This window comes from Bacillus sp. LM 4-2 (assembly GCF_000978495.1).
GTDB classification, from domain to species: Bacteria; Bacillota; Bacilli; order Bacillales; family Bacillaceae; genus Bacillus; species Bacillus subtilis.
On sequence record NZ_CP011101.1, the window covers coordinates 2,087,955 to 2,110,806 of the forward strand.

Annotated in this window: 25 protein-coding genes; 9 read left to right on the top strand and 16 right to left on the bottom strand. The window is 42.7% G+C overall.

Annotated elements, in window-relative coordinates:
- Nucleotides 1-194: 194 nt before the first annotated feature.
- From bslm_RS10120 to cdaS, 6 genes are all read right to left on the bottom strand, one after another.
- Nucleotides 195-2,111 (bottom strand): nitric oxide reductase activation protein NorD, encoded by a 1,917-nt coding sequence (locus tag bslm_RS10120; protein WP_038429136.1) that lies wholly within the window; start codon nucleotides 2,109-2,111, stop codon nucleotides 195-197.
- 10 nt (nucleotides 2,112-2,121) lie between these two features.
- On the bottom strand, nucleotides 2,122-3,036 hold the full coding sequence (locus bslm_RS10125) for an AAA family ATPase (protein WP_082098080.1): 915 nt from the start codon (nucleotides 3,034-3,036) through the stop codon (nucleotides 2,122-2,124).
- 63 nt (nucleotides 3,037-3,099) lie between these two features.
- On the bottom strand, nucleotides 3,100-3,690 hold the full coding sequence (locus bslm_RS10130) for a superoxide dismutase family protein (RefSeq protein WP_038429140.1): 591 nt from the start codon (nucleotides 3,688-3,690) through the stop codon (nucleotides 3,100-3,102).
- Between the two features lie 92 nt (nucleotides 3,691-3,782).
- On the bottom strand, nucleotides 3,783-5,027 hold the full coding sequence (cwlS, locus tag bslm_RS10135) for a D-gamma-glutamyl-meso-diaminopimelic acid endopeptidase CwlS (protein WP_046381118.1): 1,245 nt from the start codon (nucleotides 5,025-5,027) through the stop codon (nucleotides 3,783-3,785).
- 370 nt (nucleotides 5,028-5,397) lie between these two features.
- On the bottom strand, nucleotides 5,398-6,615 hold the full coding sequence (locus bslm_RS10140) for a macrolide family glycosyltransferase (RefSeq protein WP_003231222.1): 1,218 nt from the start codon (nucleotides 6,613-6,615) through the stop codon (nucleotides 5,398-5,400).
- Between the two features lie 235 nt (nucleotides 6,616-6,850).
- On the bottom strand, nucleotides 6,851-7,474 hold the full coding sequence (gene cdaS / locus bslm_RS10145) for a cyclic di-AMP synthase CdaS (RefSeq protein WP_082098093.1): 624 nt from the start codon (nucleotides 7,472-7,474) through the stop codon (nucleotides 6,851-6,853).
- A 265-nt stretch (nucleotides 7,475-7,739) separates the two neighbouring features.
- Here cdaS and bslm_RS10150 point away from each other — a divergent pair, with 265 nt between their 5' ends.
- Together bslm_RS10150 and rsbRC are read left to right on the top strand one after the other, a co-directional pair.
- Nucleotides 7,740-9,098, top strand: coding sequence for an MATE family efflux transporter (locus bslm_RS10150; RefSeq protein WP_038429146.1), 1,359 nt, complete (start codon nucleotides 7,740-7,742; stop codon nucleotides 9,096-9,098).
- A gap of 15 nt (nucleotides 9,099-9,113) precedes the next feature.
- Nucleotides 9,114-9,962, top strand: coding sequence for an RsbT co-antagonist RsbRC (rsbRC, locus tag bslm_RS10155; protein ID WP_003231216.1), 849 nt, complete (start codon nucleotides 9,114-9,116; stop codon nucleotides 9,960-9,962).
- 25 nt (nucleotides 9,963-9,987) lie between these two features.
- Here the strand turns inward: rsbRC and bshB2 are convergent, their stop codons facing one another.
- From bshB2 to rarD, 4 genes are all read right to left on the bottom strand, one after another.
- Nucleotides 9,988-10,653 carry a bacillithiol biosynthesis deacetylase BshB2 gene (gene bshB2 / locus bslm_RS10160; RefSeq protein WP_003231215.1) on the bottom strand — a complete coding sequence of 222 codons (666 nt, stop codon included), beginning with the start codon at nucleotides 10,651-10,653 and terminating at the stop codon, nucleotides 9,988-9,990.
- A gap of 18 nt (nucleotides 10,654-10,671) precedes the next feature.
- Nucleotides 10,672-11,022 carry a YojF family protein gene (locus bslm_RS10165; RefSeq protein ID WP_003231213.1) on the bottom strand — a complete coding sequence of 117 codons (351 nt, stop codon included), beginning with the start codon at nucleotides 11,020-11,022 and terminating at the stop codon, nucleotides 10,672-10,674.
- Complete coding sequence (locus tag bslm_RS10170) at nucleotides 11,019-11,297, bottom strand: hypothetical protein (RefSeq protein WP_038429148.1); 279 nt, start codon at nucleotides 11,295-11,297, stop codon at nucleotides 11,019-11,021. Before bslm_RS10170 ends, bslm_RS10165 begins: the two co-directional genes overlap by 4 nt.
- A 75-nt stretch (nucleotides 11,298-11,372) precedes the next feature.
- Complete coding sequence (gene rarD / locus bslm_RS10175) at nucleotides 11,373-12,269, bottom strand: EamA family transporter RarD (protein ID WP_038429150.1); 897 nt, start codon at nucleotides 12,267-12,269, stop codon at nucleotides 11,373-11,375.
- A gap of 98 nt (nucleotides 12,270-12,367) precedes the next feature.
- Here rarD and gerT point away from each other — a divergent pair, with 98 nt between their 5' ends.
- On the top strand, nucleotides 12,368-12,841 hold the full coding sequence (gerT, locus tag bslm_RS10180; protein WP_015383878.1) for an Hsp20/alpha crystallin family protein: 474 nt from the start codon (nucleotides 12,368-12,370) through the stop codon (nucleotides 12,839-12,841).
- Nucleotides 12,842-12,874: 33 nt separating this feature from the next.
- On the opposite strand, the gene bslm_RS10185 is transcribed toward gerT, so the two are convergent.
- On the bottom strand, nucleotides 12,875-13,111 hold the full coding sequence (locus bslm_RS10185) for a hypothetical protein (RefSeq protein ID WP_004399366.1): 237 nt from the start codon (nucleotides 13,109-13,111) through the stop codon (nucleotides 12,875-12,877).
- An 84-nt stretch (nucleotides 13,112-13,195) separates the two neighbouring features.
- On the bottom strand, nucleotides 13,196-14,530 hold the full coding sequence (locus bslm_RS10190) for a gluconate:H+ symporter (protein ID WP_038429153.1): 1,335 nt from the start codon (nucleotides 14,528-14,530) through the stop codon (nucleotides 13,196-13,198).
- A gap of 364 nt (nucleotides 14,531-14,894) precedes the next feature.
- Between bslm_RS10190 and bslm_RS10195 the strand changes: the two genes are divergently transcribed.
- Nucleotides 14,895-15,284 (top strand): tautomerase family protein, encoded by a 390-nt coding sequence (locus tag bslm_RS10195; RefSeq protein WP_021481482.1) that lies wholly within the window; start codon nucleotides 14,895-14,897, stop codon nucleotides 15,282-15,284.
- A 404-nt stretch (nucleotides 15,285-15,688) separates the two neighbouring features.
- Here bslm_RS10195 and yodB read toward each other — a convergent pair whose 3' ends face one another.
- Nucleotides 15,689-16,027 carry a transcriptional regulator YodB gene (gene yodB, locus bslm_RS10200; RefSeq protein ID WP_004399427.1) on the bottom strand — a complete coding sequence of 113 codons (339 nt, stop codon included), beginning with the start codon at nucleotides 16,025-16,027 and terminating at the stop codon, nucleotides 15,689-15,691.
- Nucleotides 16,028-16,156: 129 nt separating this feature from the next.
- On the opposite strand from yodB, the gene bslm_RS10205 reads away from it, so the two are divergent.
- A complete protein-coding gene (locus tag bslm_RS10205) occupies nucleotides 16,157-16,765 on the top strand; it encodes a nitroreductase family protein (RefSeq protein WP_003231196.1) in 609 nt (202 codons plus the stop codon).
- 42 nt (nucleotides 16,766-16,807) lie between these two features.
- Here the strand turns inward: bslm_RS10205 and bslm_RS10210 are convergent, their stop codons facing one another.
- Nucleotides 16,808-17,410, bottom strand: coding sequence for an alpha/beta hydrolase (locus tag bslm_RS10210; RefSeq protein WP_038429155.1), 603 nt, complete (start codon nucleotides 17,408-17,410; stop codon nucleotides 16,808-16,810).
- A 15-nt stretch (nucleotides 17,411-17,425) separates the two neighbouring features.
- Complete coding sequence (locus bslm_RS10215; protein ID WP_038429158.1) at nucleotides 17,426-18,337, bottom strand: ring-cleaving dioxygenase; 912 nt, start codon at nucleotides 18,335-18,337, stop codon at nucleotides 17,426-17,428.
- Nucleotides 18,338-18,520: 183 nt separating this feature from the next.
- Here bslm_RS10215 and bslm_RS10220 point away from each other — a divergent pair, with 183 nt between their 5' ends.
- Together bslm_RS10220 and bslm_RS10225 are read left to right on the top strand one after the other, a co-directional pair.
- Nucleotides 18,521-18,721 (top strand): DUF3311 domain-containing protein, encoded by a 201-nt coding sequence (locus bslm_RS10220; protein ID WP_038429159.1) that lies wholly within the window; start codon nucleotides 18,521-18,523, stop codon nucleotides 18,719-18,721.
- Nucleotides 18,721-20,211 carry a sodium:solute symporter family protein gene (locus bslm_RS10225; protein ID WP_038429161.1) on the top strand — a complete coding sequence of 497 codons (1,491 nt, stop codon included), beginning with the start codon at nucleotides 18,721-18,723 and terminating at the stop codon, nucleotides 20,209-20,211. Before bslm_RS10220 ends, bslm_RS10225 begins: the two co-directional genes overlap by 1 nt.
- 33 nt (nucleotides 20,212-20,244) lie before the next feature.
- On the opposite strand, the gene ctpA is transcribed toward bslm_RS10225, so the two are convergent.
- Nucleotides 20,245-21,645, bottom strand: a complete 1,401-nt coding sequence (gene ctpA / locus bslm_RS10230; protein WP_038429163.1) for a carboxy-terminal processing protease CtpA — start codon at nucleotides 21,643-21,645, stop codon at nucleotides 20,245-20,247.
- A 152-nt stretch (nucleotides 21,646-21,797) separates the two neighbouring features.
- On the opposite strand from ctpA, the gene bslm_RS10235 reads away from it, so the two are divergent.
- Together bslm_RS10235 and bslm_RS10240 are read left to right on the top strand one after the other, a co-directional pair.
- Nucleotides 21,798-22,499: a class I SAM-dependent methyltransferase gene (locus bslm_RS10235; RefSeq protein WP_015714112.1), complete on the top strand. Its 702-nt coding sequence runs from the start codon at nucleotides 21,798-21,800 to the stop codon at nucleotides 22,497-22,499.
- Between the two features lie 87 nt (nucleotides 22,500-22,586).
- Entirely contained in the window at nucleotides 22,587-22,838 is a 252-nt protein-coding gene (locus bslm_RS10240) for a hypothetical protein (protein ID WP_014477099.1), read from the top strand.
- Nucleotides 22,839-22,852: the final 14 nt, after the last annotated feature.

The window sequence follows — 22,852 nt, forward strand, 5'->3', positions numbered from 1 at the left end:
TTGATTCACTATCTTGAAATAACTTTCGAACGCTGTGTCCAAAATTATGTAATAAAAACGCTTCCAACGATATTTTACCACTGTTTGCAATTTGATTCTACCTTGATTGTTCACAAAATAGTAAAAAACCTTTATAAAAAACAAAAAATTTAATCATTCGAAAAAACAAACGCCAAAAAGCATAGGATTAAGGGCTATCCTATGCTTTTATGAAGCAGTTTTTTCAGCAGCGGATACAAAACATCCGGTAGCTGATCAACATCCGGGACAAATATACTGAATTTTCCGTACATATCCTGGATCGTCTTCATTTGCGATTCTTCTATTTCTGAGTTGGAGAGAAAAACATTTATCACTTCTATTCCTCTTTTTCGGGCTTCGATAACCGCCTCACTTGTATCGACGATCCCATTTTGTTCGTAGCCAAATGCGGCCGGCTCTCCATCTGAGAAAACAATTAAGAACTTTTGCGCCTCGCTGCGATGCAGCATTTTTTTCGTCATCTGCCTAATTGCGTACCCGTCACGGTTATCTTCTTCTGGCTCAAGCTGCATAATGGCCGGTCCAGAATCTTGTCTTAATGATGATTGGAAGGGAATAACCGTATTGAAATAGTTTGGCTGGCTTGTTTCGGTTGCATCATTTGTGTCCTCCCAGAAACCGACAATCTGATGCGGAACCGCTACCGATTTCAGCGCTTCGTGAAACAGCACGATTCCTCGTTTTGTTTCGTCCATTTTGTCGAACATGCTGGCGGAACAATCGACCAGCAATGTAAAAACTGCGTCAATTTCTGAAGACGGTTCTTGCTTTTTGTAGAACAGGCGCGGATTTCGCTCAGTGAAGTAACGAAGAAGCTTATTGTTCAGTCTCCCGGCATGAAGATCTGTTCTCGGCAATGTTTTTTTATGTTCAAGTGTTTTTTGAATCATTTGTTTCAAACGCTTTTGATACGATTCAATCGTTTTTGCCTGCTGTTTATAAGAAAGCTCTTCTTCACTGGTTGCCGGCTGCGGTTCTTTATAAATTGGAAATGCATATTTATTTTCTTTGCCGTCAGCCGTACCCGCTCCGTTCGGCTGGTCTTTTTGGGACTCCAGCGCTTCCAGCTTGGAATAGTCTTTCCGTTTCGTTTGTCTGGCTGATCCTTGAACAGAGCCAAGGGCCTGATCTCCATCGTCGCCTTCCCTTGAAGCATCTTTTCCTAAATCTGATTTTGCGCCGTGTTCAATATCAAATTGAAGGAAGCTTTTAGACGGTGCTTCTGTTTCCCGGTGCCATGTCGGCATTTCTTCTTCATGGATATCCTCATCACCGTCTGATTTTTTTGGAAGCGTGATGTCATCACTCAGCTTCGGCGCTTTTTTCTCCTCTTCAAATAACGGCTGTTCTGCAGCTTTTGCGTAGTCAAGCTCAGGCAAGAAGAAGTAGGTGTTCAACATGTCTTTATCGAGCACCTCTTCAAGCCCATCCATGAGGTCCTCAACAATTTTCAGAACCTGCCGTGTCGAATCTGCTTCATACACACGCAAGAGCTGCTGCTCAATAAACGGGCGCATCAAATCGATATCTTCACGCATGGACGGAAGGGTCTCAAGCGGCGATTCCGCTGTGAGCTTGACATAGATCGCGCAAAAGAGCGCATCGGTAAAAATGCTTCGTTCCAAATTTAAGGTCAGCTGGGTTGAGAAATGTTTTCTGTACATGTCTTTTCGCTTCGCAAATACATGTTTCGTACCCGGGCGCTCACGTTTGATGCATTCTTCGATCCTAATGTCTTCAAGCAGCATAAAGAGCTGCTTGGCAAAACTTTTAAACGTAAGATGGCGATGGATATCATTCAAAAAGTTCGCAAACTCATGCAGCGAGCTATATCTTGTTCCGATTGAACGCAGGTAGACGTCGCTTTTCAGACCCGCTTCCATGTCCTCAGCTGCCCTGTCTTTCCAAAAGTGGCTCATATAGATTTTCTTTTCAAATGGATTGTAATAGGACTGAACGCCGTACTCCACTTCTACCGCTTCACTCTTGGTGAGTGTTTTGGCCAAATCAGTCAGCATCATAAATAAAAATGAATCAATTGTGCTGTCGTTAAATTTGATAAATTTCATCGCAGCCTCCTCATTCAAACAGAGTTTCTGCAATATTTCGAACGGCCGCTTTTTCCCGATCATCATCAAGCTTTTCTACAATTCCCCGCTCAATGGCACGACGCGGCGGAATATAAGCAGCTAAATCACATGTATCGATTAAAGCTCTGATGGATGCCGCTTCTTCAGACACCTGTCCGTTATTGGCCTGAACGATCAAGTCAGAGGAAAGCGTGATAAATCTGTCAATCATTTTCTCATCTTTCAGGGCTGACTGAGACATGAGAACTTGTTTCAGCAGCTCGCCTTTAATATAAGGCACATCAATGATGACAAAACGGTTTTTCAACGCTTCATTCAGAGGAACAGTTCCGACATAGCCTTCATTGATGGCTGCAATGACTCCGAAACCGCCTTTAGCCCGAATGACCTCGCCTGTAAACGGATTTGTCATCATTTTTCTGTAATCTAATACACCGTTTAAAATAGGCAGTGTTTCCGGCTTCGCCATATTGATTTCATCTATATAAAGAAAATGGCCTTCCTTCATTGCCTTTGTAACAGGTCCTGAAACAAACTCGATTGTTGCCTGGCCAGATTGATTTTCAATCGTTTTATAACCGACCAATGCCTCAGCGTCCAAGTCGACTGAACAGTTGACGCTGTGCATCGGTTTATGAAAATAGCTGGACAATGTTTCTGCCAGCTTTGTTTTTCCTGAACCTGTAGGCCCTTTCAGCAGGACATTTTTCCCCATGGCTAATGCAATAATGGCGTCAAATAAAATGGCTTCATCCTCCGCCTCATAGCCTGATGTTCCTATAAGCGATTGAAACTCTGGGGAAATAGGCTGCTCTTTATATGATAAAAGCTTTTGTTGTATATCTTCCGGCAATGTTAAGTGCTGTAGTTGAGTTGTCATAGACAGATTCCCTTTCCTATTCATATTCCATTAACGAGTATACTAAAAAAGCCCCTGTATGCTCAATACAAAAGGGCTTGGATGATATTACTGCTTCTCGTTATTTCCCAATAGGGCTCCGCAGACAATACGCGCACCGGAATTGCCGCTTGGGTTTGTCAGATAATCGTCCGCTTGTTCATGAATAATAAATGCACTTCCGTCCTCATCGAGAATATTTAGTTTACTTCCTTTTTTCAGTGAAGTGTCAGGCGCATTCATTATGACATCTACCTTTCCATCAGCACCGACTTCAAGGTTCGGCAGATCTCCGGCGTGATGCCCCATCGGATTATTGAAGCCGTGTTCTTTGTTCAGCGGATTAAAGGGACCGCCCGCTGATTCAAAATCCGGCCTGACACAAGAACCTTTCTCATAAATATGAAAACCGAGAGAAGCACCTGGACGCAGGCTGTTTGCGGAAATATGAATATCGAGGCCTTCATCGTCTGATTCTTTGATCTCTATAAAACCGACTGCTCTCCCTTCACGATTGACCAGCTGGACATGATGACCAAACGCTGACGTTTCAACCACTTTTTTTTCCGGCACCCGGTTAGGAGGGTCTGGAGGTTTTTTTTGTCCGCATCCGGCAACTCCCAGTGCCGTCAGCATCATCAACAGCAAGAGACGGTGCATACTGTCTCCCCCTTGTTTTTTCTAACAGTGTGGTCAATCATTGTCTGGTATAAACAAAAAAGCCTATAAAAGGCTTTTTGTCATACTCATTTTTAAAAATAACTTCTTGCGCCCAAGTACCGCTGTTTCCAATAAGAATTGCTGAGATTGGAAATGTCGACGCCCGATGAGCTTGCATGAATAAAGTCACCGCCGCCTAGATAAATCCCCATGTGAGATGGGCCGGATTTATAAGTGGTAAAGAAGACAAAGTCTCCGACTGACGGCTGGCTGACCTTCTGCATGACATTCCAATATCCTGCCGTACTCAATCTTGATATAGATGATACATTATTAATAAGGTAATAAATGAAGCCGCTGCAATCAAAACCGGCAGGCGTGTTTCCGCCCCATCGGTAAGGCACTCCGACATATTTTTTCGCTTCCGTTATCATTCTGTCAATCTTCGAGCCTATTTGAATGTTTGACCCTGAGTTATCTTTTGGCTTTGTTGGCTTTGTCGGATTTGAAGGATTAGATTTTGATGCTCCCGAAATAGTCAGAACCTGCCCGATTTGCAGCACATCAGATGATAAATTATTCTTATCACGGATGCTTTGGACAGTGACTCCGAGCCGATTTGCAATTTTCCACAGCGAATCGCCTGCTTTTACCTTGTACGTCGTTGTTTTTGAGGGATTGGAGTTTGACGGCTTTTTTGAACCGCTGTTTCCGCTCTTCGGTGAGCTGCTTCCTTTTATTTTGAGCACCTGTTTAGGGTAAAGTGTATCTGATGTTAAGCCATTTAAGGTTTTTAATTCAGCTACAGTCATATTTAAGCTGTTTGCGATTTTCCACAGTGAGTCACCAAGCTTGACCGTATATGTACTTTTTGAAGAACCTAAAGAATTGGAACCGCTGTTTTTCTTTGATCCATTTGATCCGCTTGAACTGCTTGTCCCTTTGATCTTAAGCTTTTGCCCCGGACGAATCAGGTCACTGCTCAGGCTGTTTAAGCTTTTAAGCTCAGAAACACTCATTTTATGATTTTTAGCAATCATCCATAGGGAATCACCATATGCAACTGTGTATGTTGATGTTTTGCTTGAATTAGATGGGGATGTCGTGCTTTTTTTGCTGCTTTCAGGAACCTTAAGACTTTGTCCGACATAAAGCACCGTTGATTTCAATTTGTTTTCGGATTTCAGAGCTGATATTGTCGTATCATACTGGCGGGAAAGTTTCCAAAGAGAGTCACCGCTTTTTACTTTTATCGTTTTTGCTTCCGCGGGTGCTGCGGCCATCGACGACCCAACAACTGCAGAAACAGCCAAGCCGGCTACAATCTTCTTTTTCATTCATTCAACCTCCTAAACTGTTTTTTTGCAAAAACAGCTAGTATTTTGTTTCCAAAAATGGCACACAACTGTTTTATCGTCAATTTTTCAGCAAGTTAAACCCTTTTCAAACATTTGGCGCAGCATTTTCAGCATCGTTCGACCTTTAAACCTTCAAATAAACATCTAACATTTTACATAAGCACGATATGTTTTTCGAAAGTCTAAGGAACTATTTAAGCGAGGGTAAAAATGATGGTTTTCTATTGATGAACGAAGCAGTTTCTCCTCCTTTCTTGTCTATTTTTCTAATCAATTCTCTATCGGCGTGTCAAATCCCTCTTATGAAATGGCAAAAAGCCTGTTCTTTCGATAAGAACAGGCTTTTACACTATGCGTTTGCTGATTGAGTTTTTTGTTTTACAGCTTCAAGAATGCTATCGGCCGCTTTTTTAGAGCCGCCTGCCGCTTTCAGTGATTGTCCAATTTCTTTTGCCTTTTCAGCATACGAACGATTATTCATTACATCTTGTATCGTCTCTTTCAGAAGGCTTTCAGATAATTCTTCTTTTTTTAACACTTTTCCTGCGCCGACTTTTTCCACCTGATCTGCGACAACAAATTGGTCGCCTCCCATCGGAATGACAACGAGCGGGGTTTCAAAATACAAACCTTCACTTGTGCTGTTCATTCCGCCGTGTGTCACAAATAAGCTGGCTCTTTTCAAGATCTCAAGCTGAGGGACATACGGGCGTACAATGAAATTCTCCGGAATGTCGTTTAACTCACTTGTTTTAATATGCTTGCCGATAGAAAGCACAACTTTACCGTCAAAGTCCTTACAAACTTCAAGGCATTGATTAAAAAACTGCTTTTGATTATTAAAAATGGTTCCCATTGAAATAAACAGCACGTTTTCATTGTCAATCTGATCAAATGGGAAATCATTGTTTCCGGCTCTTTCTGTAATGGAAGGACCGACAAATACATATCGCTCGCCAAATTGCTCAGCCAGTGGCTGAAATCCCCTTGATGTAAAGACGATTGTCAAGTCACCATCAGCTAAAAAAACATCAAATGGCTTCTTGATCTCTGCTTGAAAATCAGCATTTAACGTTTCTGCAAGCTGCTGGTATGATTCATAATGAGGCGAATCTTCTAGTGATCCTTTCATGTAAGCTCCCATCATTTCCTTCGCAAATTCCTCATTCATCGCAAAGGTTGTACACAATGAAAATCTTGGCAGCTTCAGCATGTTGGCAATGACTTTACCCGCGAGAAGATGGTGATCATATATGACATAATCATACGATTCATGTTTGACTTCCTCATAAATATGAGTCGCGATATCCTTACAGGCTTTCAAAAAAGCGCAGAGCATTTCTGTGAAATCTCTTTCTTCATCGCCGGTTGCGTTTTTCCCGAAGTAATCTCCTCTGAAATCATGATACTCACGAAACTCAATATCAAGAGCTGTGATTTTTTCTTTATATTCCTTCACTGCGTAGTACGTAATGTTTTCTCCCCGGGATTTCAGCTCCTTCATCACACCGATAGAGGGATTAATATGCCCTTCACCGGGGAAACCGATCATTAATACATTTGCCATGCGGCAGCACCCTTCCTTTGAAAATTTATATAATATTTTATACGGTACTATAAATACATAAACAGGTAAAGTATTTCACTTGATTAATATTCATCACATATAACTTTTCTACCAGTTTATATTCCCTGTCTTCAAGACAAAAAGCATTCAGCTAGAAGCGAATGCTTTAATAAAGATACGAATTCAGTCATTTTGTCTCATGATAGGATTCTTAATCAGGCCCTTTTTATTATTTTTACGTTCTTGGTGAAATTAACGGATATAATACACCGTCTTTGGCAAACGACATCTTCCCTGTTTCCTCTGAAACCACGAGCACCAGTGCATCCGTATAGCCCGACATACCGAGAGCCGCCCGGTGCCGGGTTCCCAAATGGATATCCACTTCCTTCGTCGTCAGCGGGAGCACATTGGCTGCTGACACGAGTTTGTTTTCCCTCACTAATAAAGCGCCGTCATGAAGAGGGTTTCCGGGAAAAAAGATGCTTTCAATTAATGAAGAGCTGATCTCGGCGTGTAGGGAGGTGCCTTTTTGAATAAAATGTTCAACCGGGTCTGCTCTTTCAATCACAATTAAAGCTCCATGCTTATGTTCCGATAAGGCTTTAATCGCCTTGGCCAGCTCAATAAATGCCGGCGTAAATTCCTCAATGTATGATTGCAAATAAAAGGAGGATGCAATCCCCTGCATGTCCTGAAAAATGTGCCCTAATTCATCTAATTCACAAAGGAGACACTGGTCTTTTTCGTGAAGCGTTTTCAAGATTAGAGATGCATCACCTAATATTTGCTCTAGGTACACCTGTATTTTCTCCTTGAACGCATTTTCTGATATCTGCTCATAGCGCATAATCTTCATCTCCTGTTCAAATTTCCAACTTTTCACGAATGCTTATCTTATTGATGCACATTCTATTGGTAAAGGAGGGATGTAAAGAATGGAAATCGAAAGAATCATTCAGTATATTTGCACCTTTTTAGGCGTGATTTCGCTTTCTTTTATTTATGCCCAAATGTTTAGAAAAACGAAACCAACAAAAAAAGAATAGGCCCGGCGTTCATTGCTTTTTATACATAAAATGTTATAATTTCTCTCGTTATGAAAAAGAAACGGAGATCAATGTATGAAAGAAACTCAAAACGCCCGGGAAAAAATCAAACAGCTCTTGCACATTTTAATACCGATATTCATTACCCAAGCGGGGCTTTCTCTAATGACTTTTCTAGATACGGTGATGTCAGGGAAAGTCAGCCCCGCTGATTTAGCGGGTGTCGCGATTGGCTCAAGCCTTTGGACCCCTGTTTACACAGGACTTGCAGGTATATTAATGGCGGTCACCCCGATTGTCGCTCAGTTATTAGGCGCAGAGAAAAAACAGAAGATTCCCTTTACTGTTTTACAGGCTGTATACGTGGCCGCGCTTCTTAGCATCGCCGTTTTAGTGATTGGATATGCTGCAGTTGACCTTATTCTTGGCCGATTGAACCTTGATATTCACGTGCATCAGATTGCTAAACACTTTTTAGGCTTTTTATCACTGGGAATTTTCCCTTTATTTGTTTACACCGTGTTAAGATCATTCATCGACTCATTAGGAAAAACGAGAGTCACCATGATGATTACACTCAGTTCTCTTCCAATAAATTTTGTATTGAATTATGTATTTATCTTCGGGAAGTTCGGAATGCCGGCACTTGGGGGTGTCGGCGCGGGGCTGGCATCCGCTTTAACTTATTGGTGTATCTGCATCATCAGTTTTTTCATTATTCATAAAAACGCACCGTTTTCTGAATACGGGATTTTCCTTACCTTGTATAAGTTCTCTTGGAAAGCATGCAAAAATTTGCTCAAAATCGGGCTGCCTATTGGGTTCGCCGTGTTTTTTGAAACGAGCATTTTCGCAGCTGTCACGCTTCTCATGAGCCATTTTCATACAGTGACCATCGCGTCCCACCAGGCAGCCATGAATTTTGCGTCTCTTTTATATATGCTGCCGCTCAGCGTGTCCATGGCTCTAACAATTGTTGTCGGGTTTGAAGCGGGTGCAGCCCGTTTTAAGGATGCACGCTCATATAGCTTAATCGGCATCATGATGGCGATCGGCTTTTCTTTGTTCACTGCCGCCTGTATCCTTTTATTCAGAGAGCAAATTGCGGGCATGTACACTTCTGACCCCGATGTGCTCCGGCTGACACAGCACTTTTTAATTTATGCGCTATTTTTTCAGCTTTCCGATGCTGTTGCCGCACCGATCCAGGGAGCACTCAGAGGGTACAAAGATGTGAACTATACGCTTGCGGCCGCTTTTGTCTCTTACTGGGTCATTGGCCTTCCGGTCGGTTATATGGTCGGTACGTTTACAAGCCTCGGTGCATTCGGCTATTGGATTGGATTAATAGCAGGACTCGCCGCCGGAGCAGTTGGGCTGTTTTTCAGGCTGGCAAAACTGCAAAAACGTTATTCGCAAAAACAACACTTTTAAAAGAGGTGATCAATCATGGCAAAAAACAAAAAATTATTCGAGTATCTTTCCCAGCATGCGGAAACCATCAGTTCAACGTGGTATGAAACAATCGAGGAGACTGATCCCAATTCCATTTATGCCTCAACAGATCCTGTTGTCATTCACAATTTAAAGAGCCAGAATCTTGCCTTTAACTATAAAATAAACCGTATTTTTATAGATGATGAGGACGTATACTTGCCTATACTGAAAGAATGGGCCTTTGAAGTCACACAGGATCAAGAGCATTTAAAAACTCCTATCCACTATATTATTCGGGAGTTTGTCAGAGTGAGAGATTTATATGTTTCCTATGTGAAAGAATTTGTCCATCTCAATCAGAATACTGTGAAAAGCGAAGAAGCCGAAGACCTGTATCACGCCCTTATAAAAGCGTTTGATCTTGTGATTCATATTTTTATAGAAGAAATGTACAAAAACACAAGCCTTCAGCTTCAGGCCCAAAAAGATATGATTACTGAATTGAGCGCTCCGGTCATCGTGCTGTTTCACAGCGTCGGACTGCTGCCTTTAATCGGAGATATTGATACAGTCCGCGCCAAGCTGATTATGGAAAACACACTGCATCAATGTGCGAAAAAAAAGGTGACACAACTGTATATTGATTTGTCAGGAGTAGCTGTGATTGATACGATGGTTGCCCATCAGCTGTTCAGTCTGATTGAGGCGCTTCGTTTAATCGGTGTTTCTTCAACTTTGTCTGGAATCCGTCCGGAAATCGCGCAAACAGCGGTTCAGCTAGGTTTGTCTTTCGAAGGTATTTCCTTGAGATCCACTCTCGCTTCAGCAATTGCATCGGACTTAAAATTAAAAAAGGTATAAGGCTTAAGGCCTTATACCTTTTTGATTAATCATTCCATTGATACGTCCAATATATTTCTTCTTCAAACCATGTTGCCATAACAGGTTCATTATTTTTCAATTTCTCTTCAAGCTCTCTGAGCATGCCTTCTGTTTGTGTGCGGTGAGCTCTTAACGCATTCATTTTAATATCAGCTACTTCTTTGATATCAAGCACGACATCAGCTTCGCCGAGAACCTCTTCTCTGTTGCGGGTAATGGCCATGCAGATTGTACGCGGACGGTCTTCTTTCTTTTTGCGATATAATGCACGGATAACCGCTTCCCCGCATGCATCATGGTCAGGGTGCACACCGTGTCCGGGATAAAATGTGACAATTAAACTTGGTTTTACATCATCTATGATCTCTTCCATGATATCAGCTAAATACTCATCGTCTTCAAATTCGAGCGTTTTGTCACGGAGTCCAAGCATACGAAGGTCATTGATATCCATTTCTTTGCAAGCATTGATGAGCTCTTGTTTTCTTAGCAGCGGCAACGTTTCCCGATTCGCGAAAAATGGATCGCCCATATTTCTGCCCATTTCACCTAAAGTGGCGCAGGCATACGTAACGGGAATGTCTTTTTTTCTGTTTAAGGCAATGAGGCCTGCCACTCCATATGATTCATCATCAGGGTGAGGCAGGATTACTAGTACATGTTCTTTCATTATTATTCACCCTTTTCTTTAAACTGTGAACGGTTTTTCGCTGATTTGCAGAGAAATAGCCAGTTTACCGCCCGGCAGGTGTCCCGCCATTAATAAACGGTTTTCTTCATCTACCGTGTATTCAGTCAAGCCTTCAGCATAAATCCAGCCTTCTTCTGTTTTCAAGCCAACGCGGTAAGGCCCGTTGCCTTTGATTTTTGCCTGATGATAAGTAACTTTTGCATTGCGAATATACGCAACAACCGTCATGTTCTTTTCATTTAAGTGCGCTGAATAAGAACCTGTGGTGGTTTCTAAATGGATATATACAGGGCGGTCCGCATATCGTTCTAAAGATGCTTGCACATCTTCTTTTATGATCGCTTTCATGATTGCTCCCCTCTTTCTTCTTTTAAATACTCTGCACGTTCTGTATGTAATTTGACCAGCTGATATTTCACAGCCGGTTCGAGCTGTGAATTCACAACGCGCTGAATCGCGGCAAAATATTTTTCCAGCATCGGTTTTCGGAGTCTTGGATGTGTTCGTTTATCCAAGAGCTCAAGATCAATCGCCTCTGCTACCGCTTCTGCGTCATCATGTGCGAGAGATCGGTTATTCCAAAGTGAAGCATAGGCTTTCACTATCTCTTTATCATTGTCCATCGTCTTGCTCCTTTATGTCTTACATACATGAAATGATTATACATAATATATGCATCAGCTGAAAAGCCAAAGGCCTCAATGGCTTTTTGACGCCCGTTTCCACTTCACTTGTGAAAACGTAAACAAGATCAGCGCAGCCCATATACAGCTGAATGTAAAAGCCTTCGAGCTTGAAAATGGCTCATGGTAAACAAACAGCCCGATCAGAAGGGTAATGGTCGGCGCAATATATTGTAAGATACCGACTTGATACAGTGGCAGCCGTTTCGCTCCTTCCGCAAACAATAAGAGCGGCAAAGCCGTAAACACACCGGCCAAAAAGAGAAGCAGCCACGTCCCTCCGCTTTCTGCACCCGCTGGCTGAATATGTCCGCTGAACAGCAAATACCCCAATGCAATGGGCATAATCATGAATGTTTCCAGCGTTAAGCCGATGGCGCTCGGCAGGCTTGTTCTTTTTTTGCTTAACCCGTACAGCCCAAAGCTGAATGCAAGCAGAAGCGCAACATAAGGAATGGAGCCGTATTGGAACGCCGAGATGATGACACCGGCTGCCGCAATCGAAACGGCCACTAATTGCAGGCGATTCAGTTTTTCCTTTAAAAATAAAATCCCAAGGAGCACTGATACAAGCGGATTAATGTAATAGCCAAGACTAGCCTCAAGCAAAAAGCCATGGTTGACAGCCCATATGTATACAAACCAGTTGATCGAAATCAGGATAGAAGCAAGAAATAAAGAGAGGATCCCTCCGTTCTTTTTCAAAGAGCACAGTTCCTGCCATCCTAATTTCCATTGCCGCAAGAAAAAAAGTACGATACACATAAAAACAAAAGACCATATAATACGATGAGCCAAAATATCAAGAGCCGGCAGCTGTTCGAGAAGCTTCCAATAGAGCGGAAACAGGCCCCACATGATAAAGGAAACGGCTGTGTAAATAACGCCTTTTTTTGTTTCTGAATATTGCATTTATATCCCTGCCTTTCTTTAGAGCATCTTATATTATATCACGTGAAAGATCTGGCGGGCATATACTATTTTGTCCGTGAAGAAAGGATGTGAAGACAATGTTTGAGTGGAACAAGTACTTTCCTTTCCACAATCAATTTTCTAAAGAAGCATTAAAAAAAGCTGATCCGAAAGAAGTTGAAACGTATGTCAATCGTGTGATGGAAAGTGTGTTCGGCAGTGATTATGCGGCTCAATTTCCTTTCCGCGATCCTCTCCCCCAAAAAGAACAGCCCGCCAAACCTGATGCAAAACCTGATGTCAAACCTGATATTGATATATTCGAAACTGCAGACCATGTGTTTGTAAAGGTGCCAATCAGCGAAGAATGGCTGGAACAAGTGAGAATCAAACACACATCTCACGAATTATGGTTGGAAAACTTCCCAAGAGCAGATCATCCGAAAAAAGTAAATCTTCCTTGTTTAGTCAAACGCAAAGGAACAAAAGCCGTCTATAAGGATGGCCTTCTGGAAGTCATGTTTCAAAAACAGCAAGACTACAATATGTCCGAGGTAGAAATCATCCGATAAAAAACGGCCTGCAATCGATGCAGGCCGTTTTTATTAATAGAAGCCGGGATATCCCCCGTATGGCACGCCGGCACCAAAACCGTACGGTCCGCCTCCGTATCCATAAGGGCCAGGAGGATAGGCATAGGGACGAGAATAGTTAAACAGCGCACTCCCGAGAAAACCGCCTAATAAACCGCCGACTAGAGGAGCGCCAAACAAAAAAGGACTACGCGCCGGATATCCGGCTGGACCTGGGATTCCGCGTAAATACGAATGATGAGGGTACATGATTTTTTCCTCCTTTATGTCTGCCTATACGTAAAGTATTCAGTAAGGAAGAAAAACGATTGGGCTACGGACTGTCTATGATTGTTACATCACAAGCCCTGCCAATAACACACAGCCGAGCCCTGTAACCGAAAGAACTGTTGTAAGCAGCGTCCAGGTTTGAAATGTTTCTTTCATGCTCAAGCCGAAAAATTCCTTTACCATCCAAAATCCTGCATCATTTACATGACACGCAATGACACTGCCGGCTCCTGTTGCAAGCACCATTAACGCGGGGTTTACACTGCCAGCCTCCATAAGCGGAGCTGCCATTCCCGCTGTGGTAAGCGCAGCCACGGTAGCAGAGCCTAGACACAGACGCAGAACCGCGGCGATGGTCCATGCAACGAATAGCGGCGACATGTTTGTTTGGCGGAAAAAATCAGCGACATAATCGCCGACCCCGCCGTCAATCAGCACCTGTTTAAACGCTCCTCCCCCTCCTATGATGAGCAGCATCATCGCAATTTGCGAAATTGATTCTGAAATAGATCTGCTGATTTCCTGCATAGATATTTTACGGGCATATCCCATCGTATAGAGTGCAAGCAACAGCGAAATGAGCATTGCCGTTCCCGGAGTGCCGATAAATTCTATAATGTCTTTTCCTTTTGAATGTTCATTCAATAATAAAGAAAAAACTGTTGCCATTGCCATAAAGATAACCGGGAATAAAGACGTGACAGCACTGATCGCAAAGCCCGGTGTTTCATCCAGCTGAAATTCTTTCCTTGGTCCTAACCCCGATAAGTTTCCATGCTTTTGATACGCACCAGGAAAACGTTTCATCGCAAATTTATTAAATAAAGGCCCGGCAATCACAGTTGTCGGAACAGCGATGATGATTCCAAAAAGCAGCACCTGGCCAATATGAGCACCGTATGCAACTGAGATAGCAGTTGGAGCAGGATGCGGGGGCAAAAATCCGTGAGTAACATTTAAGGCGGCGGCCATCGGGATTCCCAGATACAGAAAAGGCATTTTTAATTCTTTAGCAATCGCGTAAACAATCGGTATCAACAGAACAAGACCCACTTCAAAAAACAGCGCAATACCGATGATAAAAGAGGCAACTACAACCGCCGCCTGTATTCGTTTCCTCCCGAATTTGTCAATCAGCGTAATGGCAATCCGGTAGCCGCCCCCAGCATCAGAGACAAGCCTCCCAAGCATCGCGCCAAGTCCAAACACTAAAGCTAAATGCCCCAGCTGCCCGCCAATTCCAGTCTCAATTGAAAGAACAATTTTATTGATATCCATTCCAAGTCCGATGGCTACTAAAAATGAAACGACAATCAGTGAGACAAAGGTATTTAATTTTACTTTAATAATGAGAAATAACAGAATCAGCACTCCGACAGCTACAATTAAAATCGGCATGGAAACCCCTCCAAAAGTGTTTTATATGATTCTCGCGACATTGTTTCGGCGCTTTTCATGCCTAGATGAATAGAAAACGCTTTCATTTATAAATAACAACGTCTTGGTTATATGATTGTTATCTTTTGATCAACTAATATGTTCATACTAATCTCCTAATCAATGACTGTCAATCGTTTTTATGAGCTTGTCTCGATTATCTACCGCCTAACCTATGATTCATTAGTTATATATTGATTAACTTTTGGTTATATGTTATGTTTTTTAAAGTTGACTGCAAATCATTATATCTCTCCATTGTCTGAAAGCAAACGAGACAATATGAGAACAGACGGATAACAACTTCACAAGAGGAGGAGTACACATGCCATTATTGCGTTTTGATGTAATTGAAGGCCGTGACGAAAAATCGCTGCAATTGTTATTAGATACTGCTCACCAAGCGATGGTTGAAGCGTTTGGTGTTCCGGAAAGAGACCGTTATCAAATTGTCCATCAGCATCCCGCAAACGAGCTTATAATCCAGGATACGGGATTAGGGTTTCAGAGAACCAAGGATATGGTCATCATTAGCATGACAAGCAAAGCAAGAACCGAAAGCCAAAAGGAAAAATTGTATGCTCTGCTTGCTGAAAGGCTAGAAGAAAAATGCGGAATTTCCCCTGAAGACCTCATGGTATCTATTACTGAGAATGGTGACGCAGACTGGAGTTTCGGTCTCGGTGAGGCGCAATTTTTGAATGGAAAACTATAAGATTTCGTCTCCCCACAAAAAAAAAGAGAGAGCTCCAAAGAAGCTCTCTCTTTTTTCATAAATGCGGAAGTCATCAGTATAGAAGCATCCAGCAATACGAAAAACCTGGATTTCCTTTTATATCCGGTTTAAATGCCAATTGGAAGCTGACTGGGTTTTGGCCGAAAATATAAAATTTTGTTGATTTGCATAATAAGATACATCATAATCCCCATTTACAATAGGTTGGATGTTATAGCTTATTGATCATTTCCTATTTTATATATCCCCTTCATATGCACATGACACTTTTGCCAATCCGGAAATATCAGTCTGACAAATATAAAAAGTCATGTAAACGGGTGTGAACCGTACTTACATGACTCACCATGGAAACAAAGGCTCTTTTTCAGACGCCGCTTTCCTTATTTCTCTTCTTCACACACTGTGTCACCAGGCTCGCAAAATTGATCGGCCCATGCCTGCATCTCTTGAAATACAGCTTGAAGCGCTGTTCCTTTTTCAGTCAGCGTGTAGATGACTTTGACCGGCGTTTCAGGGAGAACCTGCCGTTCGACAATCTCGTTTTGTTCAAGCTCCTTCAAGCGCTCTGCCAACATTTTTTGGCTGATCATCGGTATTGTTTCCGTTATCTCTTTAAACCGTTTCGGCCCATCCATTAGCACATGGATGATCAGACCGTTCCATCGTTTTCCCAGCAATGAGAATGCGGATTCCATTTTAGGGCACATCGTATTTCCCACAAGTCTTCATCCCTTCATCTATTGATTGACATGTATTCAATGATCCATTACAATAATCTTTCAAGTTACATTTAGTAAGCTTCTAACTTTTCTATTATCATACCACGTTTATCCGAAGGAGGAAACACTATGACGAATACTCTGGATGTTTTAAAAGCACGTGCATCTGTAAAGGAATATGATACAAATGCCCCGATCTCTAAGGAGGAGCTGACTGAGCTATTAGACCTTGCCACTAAAGCGCCTTCTGCTTGGAACCTTCAGCATTGGCATTTTACAGTATTCCACAGCGATGAATCAAAAGCGGAGCTTCTTCCTGTAGCGTATAATCAAAAACAAATCGTTGAGTCTTCTGCTGTTGTTGCCATTTTAGGCGATTTAAAGGCAAATGAAAACGGTGAAGAAGTTTATGCTGAATTAGCAAGCCAAGGCTATATTACGGATGAAATCAAACAAACATTGCTCGGCCAAATCAACGGTGCTTACCAAAGCGAGCAATTCGCACGTGATTCCGCTTTCTTAAATGCTTCTTTAGCTGCTATGCAGCTTATGATTGCCGCAAAAGCAAAAGGTTATGACACTTGCGCAATCGGCGGATTTAACAAAGAGCAGTTCCAAAAGCAATTTGATATCAGTGAGCGCTATGTTCCGGTTATGCTTATTTCAATCGGCAAAGCAGTGAAGCCTGCGCATCAAAGCAACCGTCTGCCGCTTTCAAAAGTATCAACTTGGCTGTAAGGATATGAAAAACCTTAGTCCGAAATCCGGACTAAGGTTTTTTTATACAATCGCCTCTTTGTACCATTCACGAGCCTGTTCAGCTTCATGCTGAGTCAGCTGATGGCCCCCGTCCTGCCAGAAAACGGAGGCTGATGCCCCGCTGTCACGCAAATAGCGGTAAAGCTCTTCTGATTCTTCCTTCGTGCAGAGAGGGTCGTATTTCCCGGCACCGATAAAAACAGGGAGCCCCGCCATATCAGGCAGCTCGACACCCCGAATCGGAACCATTGGATGATGCAGAATAGCCCCTTTTAACACATCTTTATAATGAAAAAGCAGGCTTGCCGCAATGTTTGCGCCATTTGAATATCCGACTGCAATCACTTTGCCGCGATCAAACTGATGCGTTTCTGCAGCCTCGTCGATAAAATCTTTCAATTCTCTTGTCCGCACCACAAGATCTTTTTCATCAAAAACTCCTTCACTCAGACGTTTGAAAAATCGCGGCATTCCATTTTCAAGCACCGATCCTCTGACACCAAGCAAATGAGCATTAGGGTCTATAAACCGCCCCAATGAAAGCAGATCGTGTTCATTACCGCCCGTGCCATGCAACAGCAAAAGTACGTTGTCAGATGTTCCTTTTTCATAAATATGCTTCATTATAAATTCCCCCTTTTAAAGTTCAGGTAAAACGTCTGTAATTTGTTGTCTATGTTTCTCCAGCCATTCAGGCAGTTTTAAGGAAGTCCCTAGCTCAGAAAACGTTTCATCTGTCATAAAGCCTGGTTCATCTGTGGCAATTTCAAATAAGATACCGCCTTTCTCCCTGAAATAAACTGATGTAAAGTATTCCCTGTCGAGAATTTCTGACGAAGGCAGATGGTTTTCAGCAATAATCGGCAGCCATTTCGCCTGTTCGTTTTTCTTTGTCCGAAACGCTACATGGTGTACCGTACCATATCCTCCGACTCCTCTTTTTTCAGGGTGTAAATGGACATCAATGACACCGCCGACGGCCGCTGAGGTTGCCAGTCTGACAATCTGGTCTTCTTCGGCCACTTTGGTGTATCCAAAGCTTTCCGTTAACAATTGTATGGTCGCCTGCGGGTCGTAGGAATATAGCAGCACACCTTTCATTCCCGTAATTGCTTCATTTGTTGTGATCCCGTCAGGCGTCCACTCGCTTTTGCCGCTTTTCGCATCCTCCATGATCGCCAGCGGAAGGTCTTCTGTATCATCAAAAATAAGACCTTTTTCACCAAACAACGTTTTTTCCTCTAGGCTCAGCCCGCTTTTCTCAAGACGCTCCTTCCAAAAAGACAGGGAGCCTGAGGGAACTGAAAAGTACACCCGGCCCGCTTGGCCTTTTCCTACCGTTCCCTGTCCGCTTCCTTGGAACGGAAAAAAGGTCATTATTGTACCGGGATCTCCGTTTTGATTCCCAAAGTAAAAATGATACGTTCCGGGATCATCAAAGTTTACTGTTTTTTTAACAAGCCTGAGCCCAAGCACTTCTGTATAAAATCGCAAGTTTTCTTGCGGATCTCTGGCGAATGCTGTGACATGGTGCAATCCTTCTGTTTTCATTTTCTCACTCCTATTTATCTCGGTTTCAAGATATTTATTATTTTAAACCTTTATTGAAAAGGATGCAAACCATGTGTTTTGATTAAATAATTGAAAAAATCATTTTTTTCTAATAATTATCTTGTGATCTTTTCTTACAACTGCTATTATAGTGAGCATTATCATGTTTCAGGAGGAAAGTAAATGGTTAAAAAAGCACTTATTGTTATTCTCATTCTTTTGCCATTCGTTCAGCTCACGCTTTTGCCGCTTGTGAATCGAATAGAACCGATTATGTTCGGCCTGCCGTTTTTCCACTTTTGGCTGCTGCTGTGGATTATTGTTACGCCGTTATGCTCGTTTGGCATTTATCAGATGCAAAAAAAAGATGGAGGACTTGAATAATGCAAGGGAATCTGACTGCACTTCTCATTACTGCTATTATTGTTTTAACCGTTGTCTGTATCGGCTTTCTCGCCGGAAGAGACAAATCCTCACGCACTTCTGTGGAAGAATGGTCTGTCGGCGGCAGACGCTTCGGCGGTCTTCTCGTCTGGTTTTTAGTAGGCGCTGACCTTTATACGGCCTATACTTTCTTAGGGTTGACCAGTACTGCTTTTACAGGCGGAAGTGTTGCATTTTTCGCCATTCCTTATTCTGTGTTGGCCTACTTTATCGCCTACTTCTTCTTGCCGAAACTTTGGAAAGTTGCGAAAATTCATAAATTAACAACACTCGCGGATTATGCCCGGGAACGTTTTAACAGTAAGCTTTTGGCAAGCCTCGTTGCCATCGTCGGGGTACTCATGCTTATTCCGTACATATGCCTTCAGCTGAGCGGCATTCAAGACACGCTTCAGGTTGCCGGCACTGGATATATTAACGTAAAATTCGTTGTGATCATTTCATTTATTCTTGTTGCTCTTTACACATTCTTCAGCGGGATTAAAGGGCCCACATATACAGCCATCATTAAGGACATTTTAGTATGGGTCATTATGCTGTTTATGGTGGTGTCCCTCCCTCTCATTCATTTTAACGGCTGGACACCGATGATTGACACGTTAGTGAAGGAAGCGCCGCAAATGCTGACGATACCTGCAGAAGGGCCAAAAGGCATCCCTTGGTTTATCACAGCATCTATTGTTTCCGCTCTGGCACTTTTTATGTGGGCGCATGCCGCTACAGGTGTTTTCACGGCGAAAAGCGCTGATGCAGTAAGAAAAAACAGCATGTTTTTGCCGCTTTACAATATTGTGTTAATATTGGTTATTTTTCTTGGCTTTATCGCCTTTCTTGTCCTGCCGGAAGATACAAATCCAAGGCTGGCGCTGCTGCATTTGATTCAAACATCTTACGGCGGCGTGGCACAAGGCTTTGCATATGCCACTATCGCTCTTGCTTCATTAATACCTTGTTCCATTATGGCAATCGGCGCATCGAATTTATTCGCCAACAACCTATACCGGGATTTGATTCATCCGAATGTGTCGCAAAACAAGCTGACACTCGTCACACGTTCAATGGTCTTTGTTGTCATCGGTCTTGCGCTTCTGTTTGGAATGCTGTTTCCGACTGCCTTAGTGACACTTCAGCTATTAGGTGTATCCGGTATGGTGCAAATCTTCCCTGCGATCGCTGTCAGCCTGTTCTGGAAAAACCAAACGAAAGAAGCAACGGTTATCGGATTATTAGCCGGCCTTGCGGTTACGTTTATTGTGTATATCACTCAATCCGCACATGGCATTTATGAAGGATTCTGGGGATTGGCCGCCAACATGATCACTGTGGTTATCCTGAATCCGCTGTTCGTTAAAAACGCGGGATCCAATCCTGTCATTGAAGGTTTATTTGGCAAAAAACAAGACGCTAATCCAAATCAAAAGGGCGCATAAAAAAACCATACGCGGCAGCCGCGTATGGTTTTTTTACATTTCTTTTTTCAGTGTTTCAATTGCCTTTTCCATTTGCGTATCATTATCAGACAGCTTCTTTTGAAGTTCTATCATTAATTTCGTTGTTGTATCGCCAGTCAGTATGCCTGTTTCTTTCAGCTCCTCTTTTTTCTGGAACTGTTTGACGACAGATACAAAATCCTGGTCATACGTACTGTTAACCTTTACCTTGTAACCAAGTGCTTTGAGCATTTTCTGAGCCACTTTAACGTTTGTGCCTGTATCACCTGATTTGTACGTTTTATCTGCGTCCAAATACGGCAGCTTCGCGTAATCAGGCAGCTCAGCTTTCACTTGAGGCTTGATGCCTTTTTTGTGAATCCATTCGCCGTCAGCAGTCAGCCATTTGGCAACTGTCAGTTTGACAGTAGAGCCATCATCATATTCTTTTGCCGTTTGTACTGTACCTTTGCCGAATGTCGTCTCGCCGATTAACGGTACGTTTGACGATTCATGAAGGGCAGCGGCCATAATTTCGGCTGCGCTTGCTGTACCGTCATTTACTAAAACGACGGTCGGCTTGGTCACTTTCCGTTCTTTTTCGGCCTTCATGACTTCTTTTGAACCGTTTTTGTATTCAACCTGCATGATGTTTTTCCCTTTATCAATGAACAGGTTGCTCATCGTAATCGCCTGTTCCATTAAGCCGCCCGGGTTGCCTCTCAAGTCTAAAATATAGCCTTTGGCGCCTTTTTTCTCTAAACTGTCAATCGCATCTGTCAGCTCTTTAGCTGTTGTTTCAGAGAAAGAAGTGATTTGAATTTCTCCGATGTTGTTGTCTTTCATCTCTGAATAGACAGTCTCTACAGGAATGGTATCACGCTTAATGGAAAGATCGATATTCCCCACTCCCGCTCTGTTCAGTTCAAGCTTCACCTTTGTGCCCTTTTTGCCTCGGATTAAAGCGACGGCTTCATTTACATTCATGCCTTTTACGCTTTTTCCATTTACCTTAATGATTTGGTCCCTCGGTTTGATACCGGCTTTTTCAGCAGGTGAACCTTTAATTGGGGATACAATAAGGATTTCTCCGTCTTTCTCCTCTACTTGGGCTCCGATTCCTTCAAAAGATGCTGAAATCGTCTCGTCGAATGATTTCGCTTGCTCTTGATCCATATATGTAGAATACGGATCATCCAGTGATTGAATCATTCCTTTAATTGCTCCGTCTACTAATTTGTCATCATCTGTTTTTTGGTAATAATCACTTTTGATTTGCTCATACGCTTTATTTAATTTGTCGAACTTGCTGTCTCCTGTGCTTGCTGATTTTTGGCCCAGGATACTGGAATTGCCCGTAATAAATAAAGTAAGCGCCGAAGCGACAACTGCAGTGATCAGCACAATAAAAAACAGTTTTAATTGCCGTTTCAATTAAACACCACCTTTTTCTTCTTACATTATTATCATGGACGAATTCTTATTCGTCAACTCGGAGCAGAAATGAAAGAGAAACGCCCTTCTTTTGCTTTTCATAAACCTATGTCTTTATACGACATATGATAAGGAAAAAGGAGGATTCGATATTGAGCCGATATTTAGAAATGCTGTCCTTATTCGGTGTCGCAGGGGCGCACCCAGGCGGGCTGGCTTTTTCAAAAGCGGTCTTGCAAAAGGCTGCGCCCTCCCCGGATCAGCCGATTCTTGATGCCGGATGCGGAACAGGGCAAACGGCGGCTTATTTAGGACATTTGCTGTATCCTGTAACAGTCGTTGATAAAGATCCTATTATGCTTGAGAAAGCGAAAAAAAGATTTGCGAATGAAGGGCTTGCCATCCCTGCATATCAGGCGGAGCTGGAACATCTCCCGTTTTCTTCTGAGTCCTTTTCCTGCGTCCTGTCAGAATCGGTCCTCAGTTTTTCACGCCTGACATCCTCTCTTCAAGAAATTTCAAGAGTTTTAAAACCCGGCGGGATGCTGATTGGTATCGAAGCTGCTTTAAAAAAACCGATGCCCCCTGCAGAAAAGAAGCAAATGATGGATTTTTACGGATTTACTTGCTTACATGAAGAAAGCGAATGGCATAAACTCCTAAGATCCTATGGCTTTCAAAAAACAGAAGCGATGACACTTCTTCCGGAAGACATGGAATTTGAACCAACCACAGAAATGGATTTATCGCAAACGATTGATCCCATCTATTACGATACGCTTCAAACACATTATCAGCTCATGCAGTTATATAGTGAGTACATGGGTCATTGTATTTTTATCGCGTACAAGTAAAACGGCGTATCGCCCCCTGTTTTCGTCCAACCTTTTTTTCCTATCTATCATATGCTGATAGAAAGTCAGGATAGGAGGGGAACAATATTGGAGAGATATTATCATCTTTGCAAAAACCATCAAGGTAAAGTCGTCAGAATTACAGAGAGAGGCGGGAGAGTTCACGTCGGCAGAATTACCCGTGTAACAAGAGACAGAGTTTTTATAGCTCCGACCGGCGGAGGGCCAAGAGGTTTCGGTTACGGATATTGGGGCGGTTATTGGGGATACGGAGCAGCTTACGGTATTTCCCTCGGTTTAATTACAGGGGTCGCTCTTGCTGGTTTATTCTTCTGGTAAGCATAGAACAAATG

Coding starts and splice junctions, on each gene's coding strand:
- bslm_RS10120 (WP_038429136.1), bottom strand. CDS start 2,111: ATGAAATTTATCAAATTTAACGACAGCACAATTGATTCATTTTTATTT.
- bslm_RS10125 (WP_082098080.1), bottom strand. CDS start 3,036: ATGAATAGGAAAGGGAATCTGTCTATGACAACTCAACTACAGCACTTA.
- bslm_RS10130 (WP_038429140.1), bottom strand. CDS start 3,690: ATGCACCGTCTCTTGCTGTTGATGATGCTGACGGCACTGGGAGTTGCC.
- cwlS (WP_046381118.1), bottom strand. CDS start 5,027: ATGAAAAAGAAGATTGTAGCCGGCTTGGCTGTTTCTGCAGTTGTTGGG.
- bslm_RS10140 (WP_003231222.1), bottom strand. CDS start 6,615: ATGGCAAATGTATTAATGATCGGTTTCCCCGGTGAAGGGCATATTAAT.
- cdaS (WP_082098093.1), bottom strand. CDS start 7,474: ATGAAGATTATGCGCTATGAGCAGATATCAGAAAATGCGTTCAAGGAG.
- bslm_RS10150 (WP_038429146.1), top strand. CDS start 7,740: ATGAAAGAAACTCAAAACGCCCGGGAAAAAATCAAACAGCTCTTGCAC.
- rsbRC (WP_003231216.1), top strand. CDS start 9,114: ATGGCAAAAAACAAAAAATTATTCGAGTATCTTTCCCAGCATGCGGAA.
- bshB2 (WP_003231215.1), bottom strand. CDS start 10,653: ATGAAAGAACATGTACTAGTAATCCTGCCTCACCCTGATGATGAATCA.
- bslm_RS10165 (WP_003231213.1), bottom strand. CDS start 11,022: ATGAAAGCGATCATAAAAGAAGATGTGCAAGCATCTTTAGAACGATAT.
- bslm_RS10170 (WP_038429148.1), bottom strand. CDS start 11,297: ATGGACAATGATAAAGAGATAGTGAAAGCCTATGCTTCACTTTGGAAT.
- rarD (WP_038429150.1), bottom strand. CDS start 12,269: ATGCAATATTCAGAAACAAAAAAAGGCGTTATTTACACAGCCGTTTCC.
- gerT (WP_015383878.1), top strand. CDS start 12,368: ATGTTTGAGTGGAACAAGTACTTTCCTTTCCACAATCAATTTTCTAAA.
- bslm_RS10185 (WP_004399366.1), bottom strand. CDS start 13,111: ATGTACCCTCATCATTCGTATTTACGCGGAATCCCAGGTCCAGCCGGA.
- bslm_RS10190 (WP_038429153.1), bottom strand. CDS start 14,530: ATGCCGATTTTAATTGTAGCTGTCGGAGTGCTGATTCTGTTATTTCTC.
- bslm_RS10195 (WP_021481482.1), top strand. CDS start 14,895: ATGCCATTATTGCGTTTTGATGTAATTGAAGGCCGTGACGAAAAATCG.
- bslm_RS10205 (WP_003231196.1), top strand. CDS start 16,157: ATGACGAATACTCTGGATGTTTTAAAAGCACGTGCATCTGTAAAGGAA.
- bslm_RS10210 (WP_038429155.1), bottom strand. CDS start 17,410: ATGAAGCATATTTATGAAAAAGGAACATCTGACAACGTACTTTTGCTG.
- bslm_RS10215 (WP_038429158.1), bottom strand. CDS start 18,337: ATGAAAACAGAAGGATTGCACCATGTCACAGCATTCGCCAGAGATCCG.
- bslm_RS10220 (WP_038429159.1), top strand. CDS start 18,521: ATGGTTAAAAAAGCACTTATTGTTATTCTCATTCTTTTGCCATTCGTT.
- bslm_RS10225 (WP_038429161.1), top strand. CDS start 18,721: ATGCAAGGGAATCTGACTGCACTTCTCATTACTGCTATTATTGTTTTA.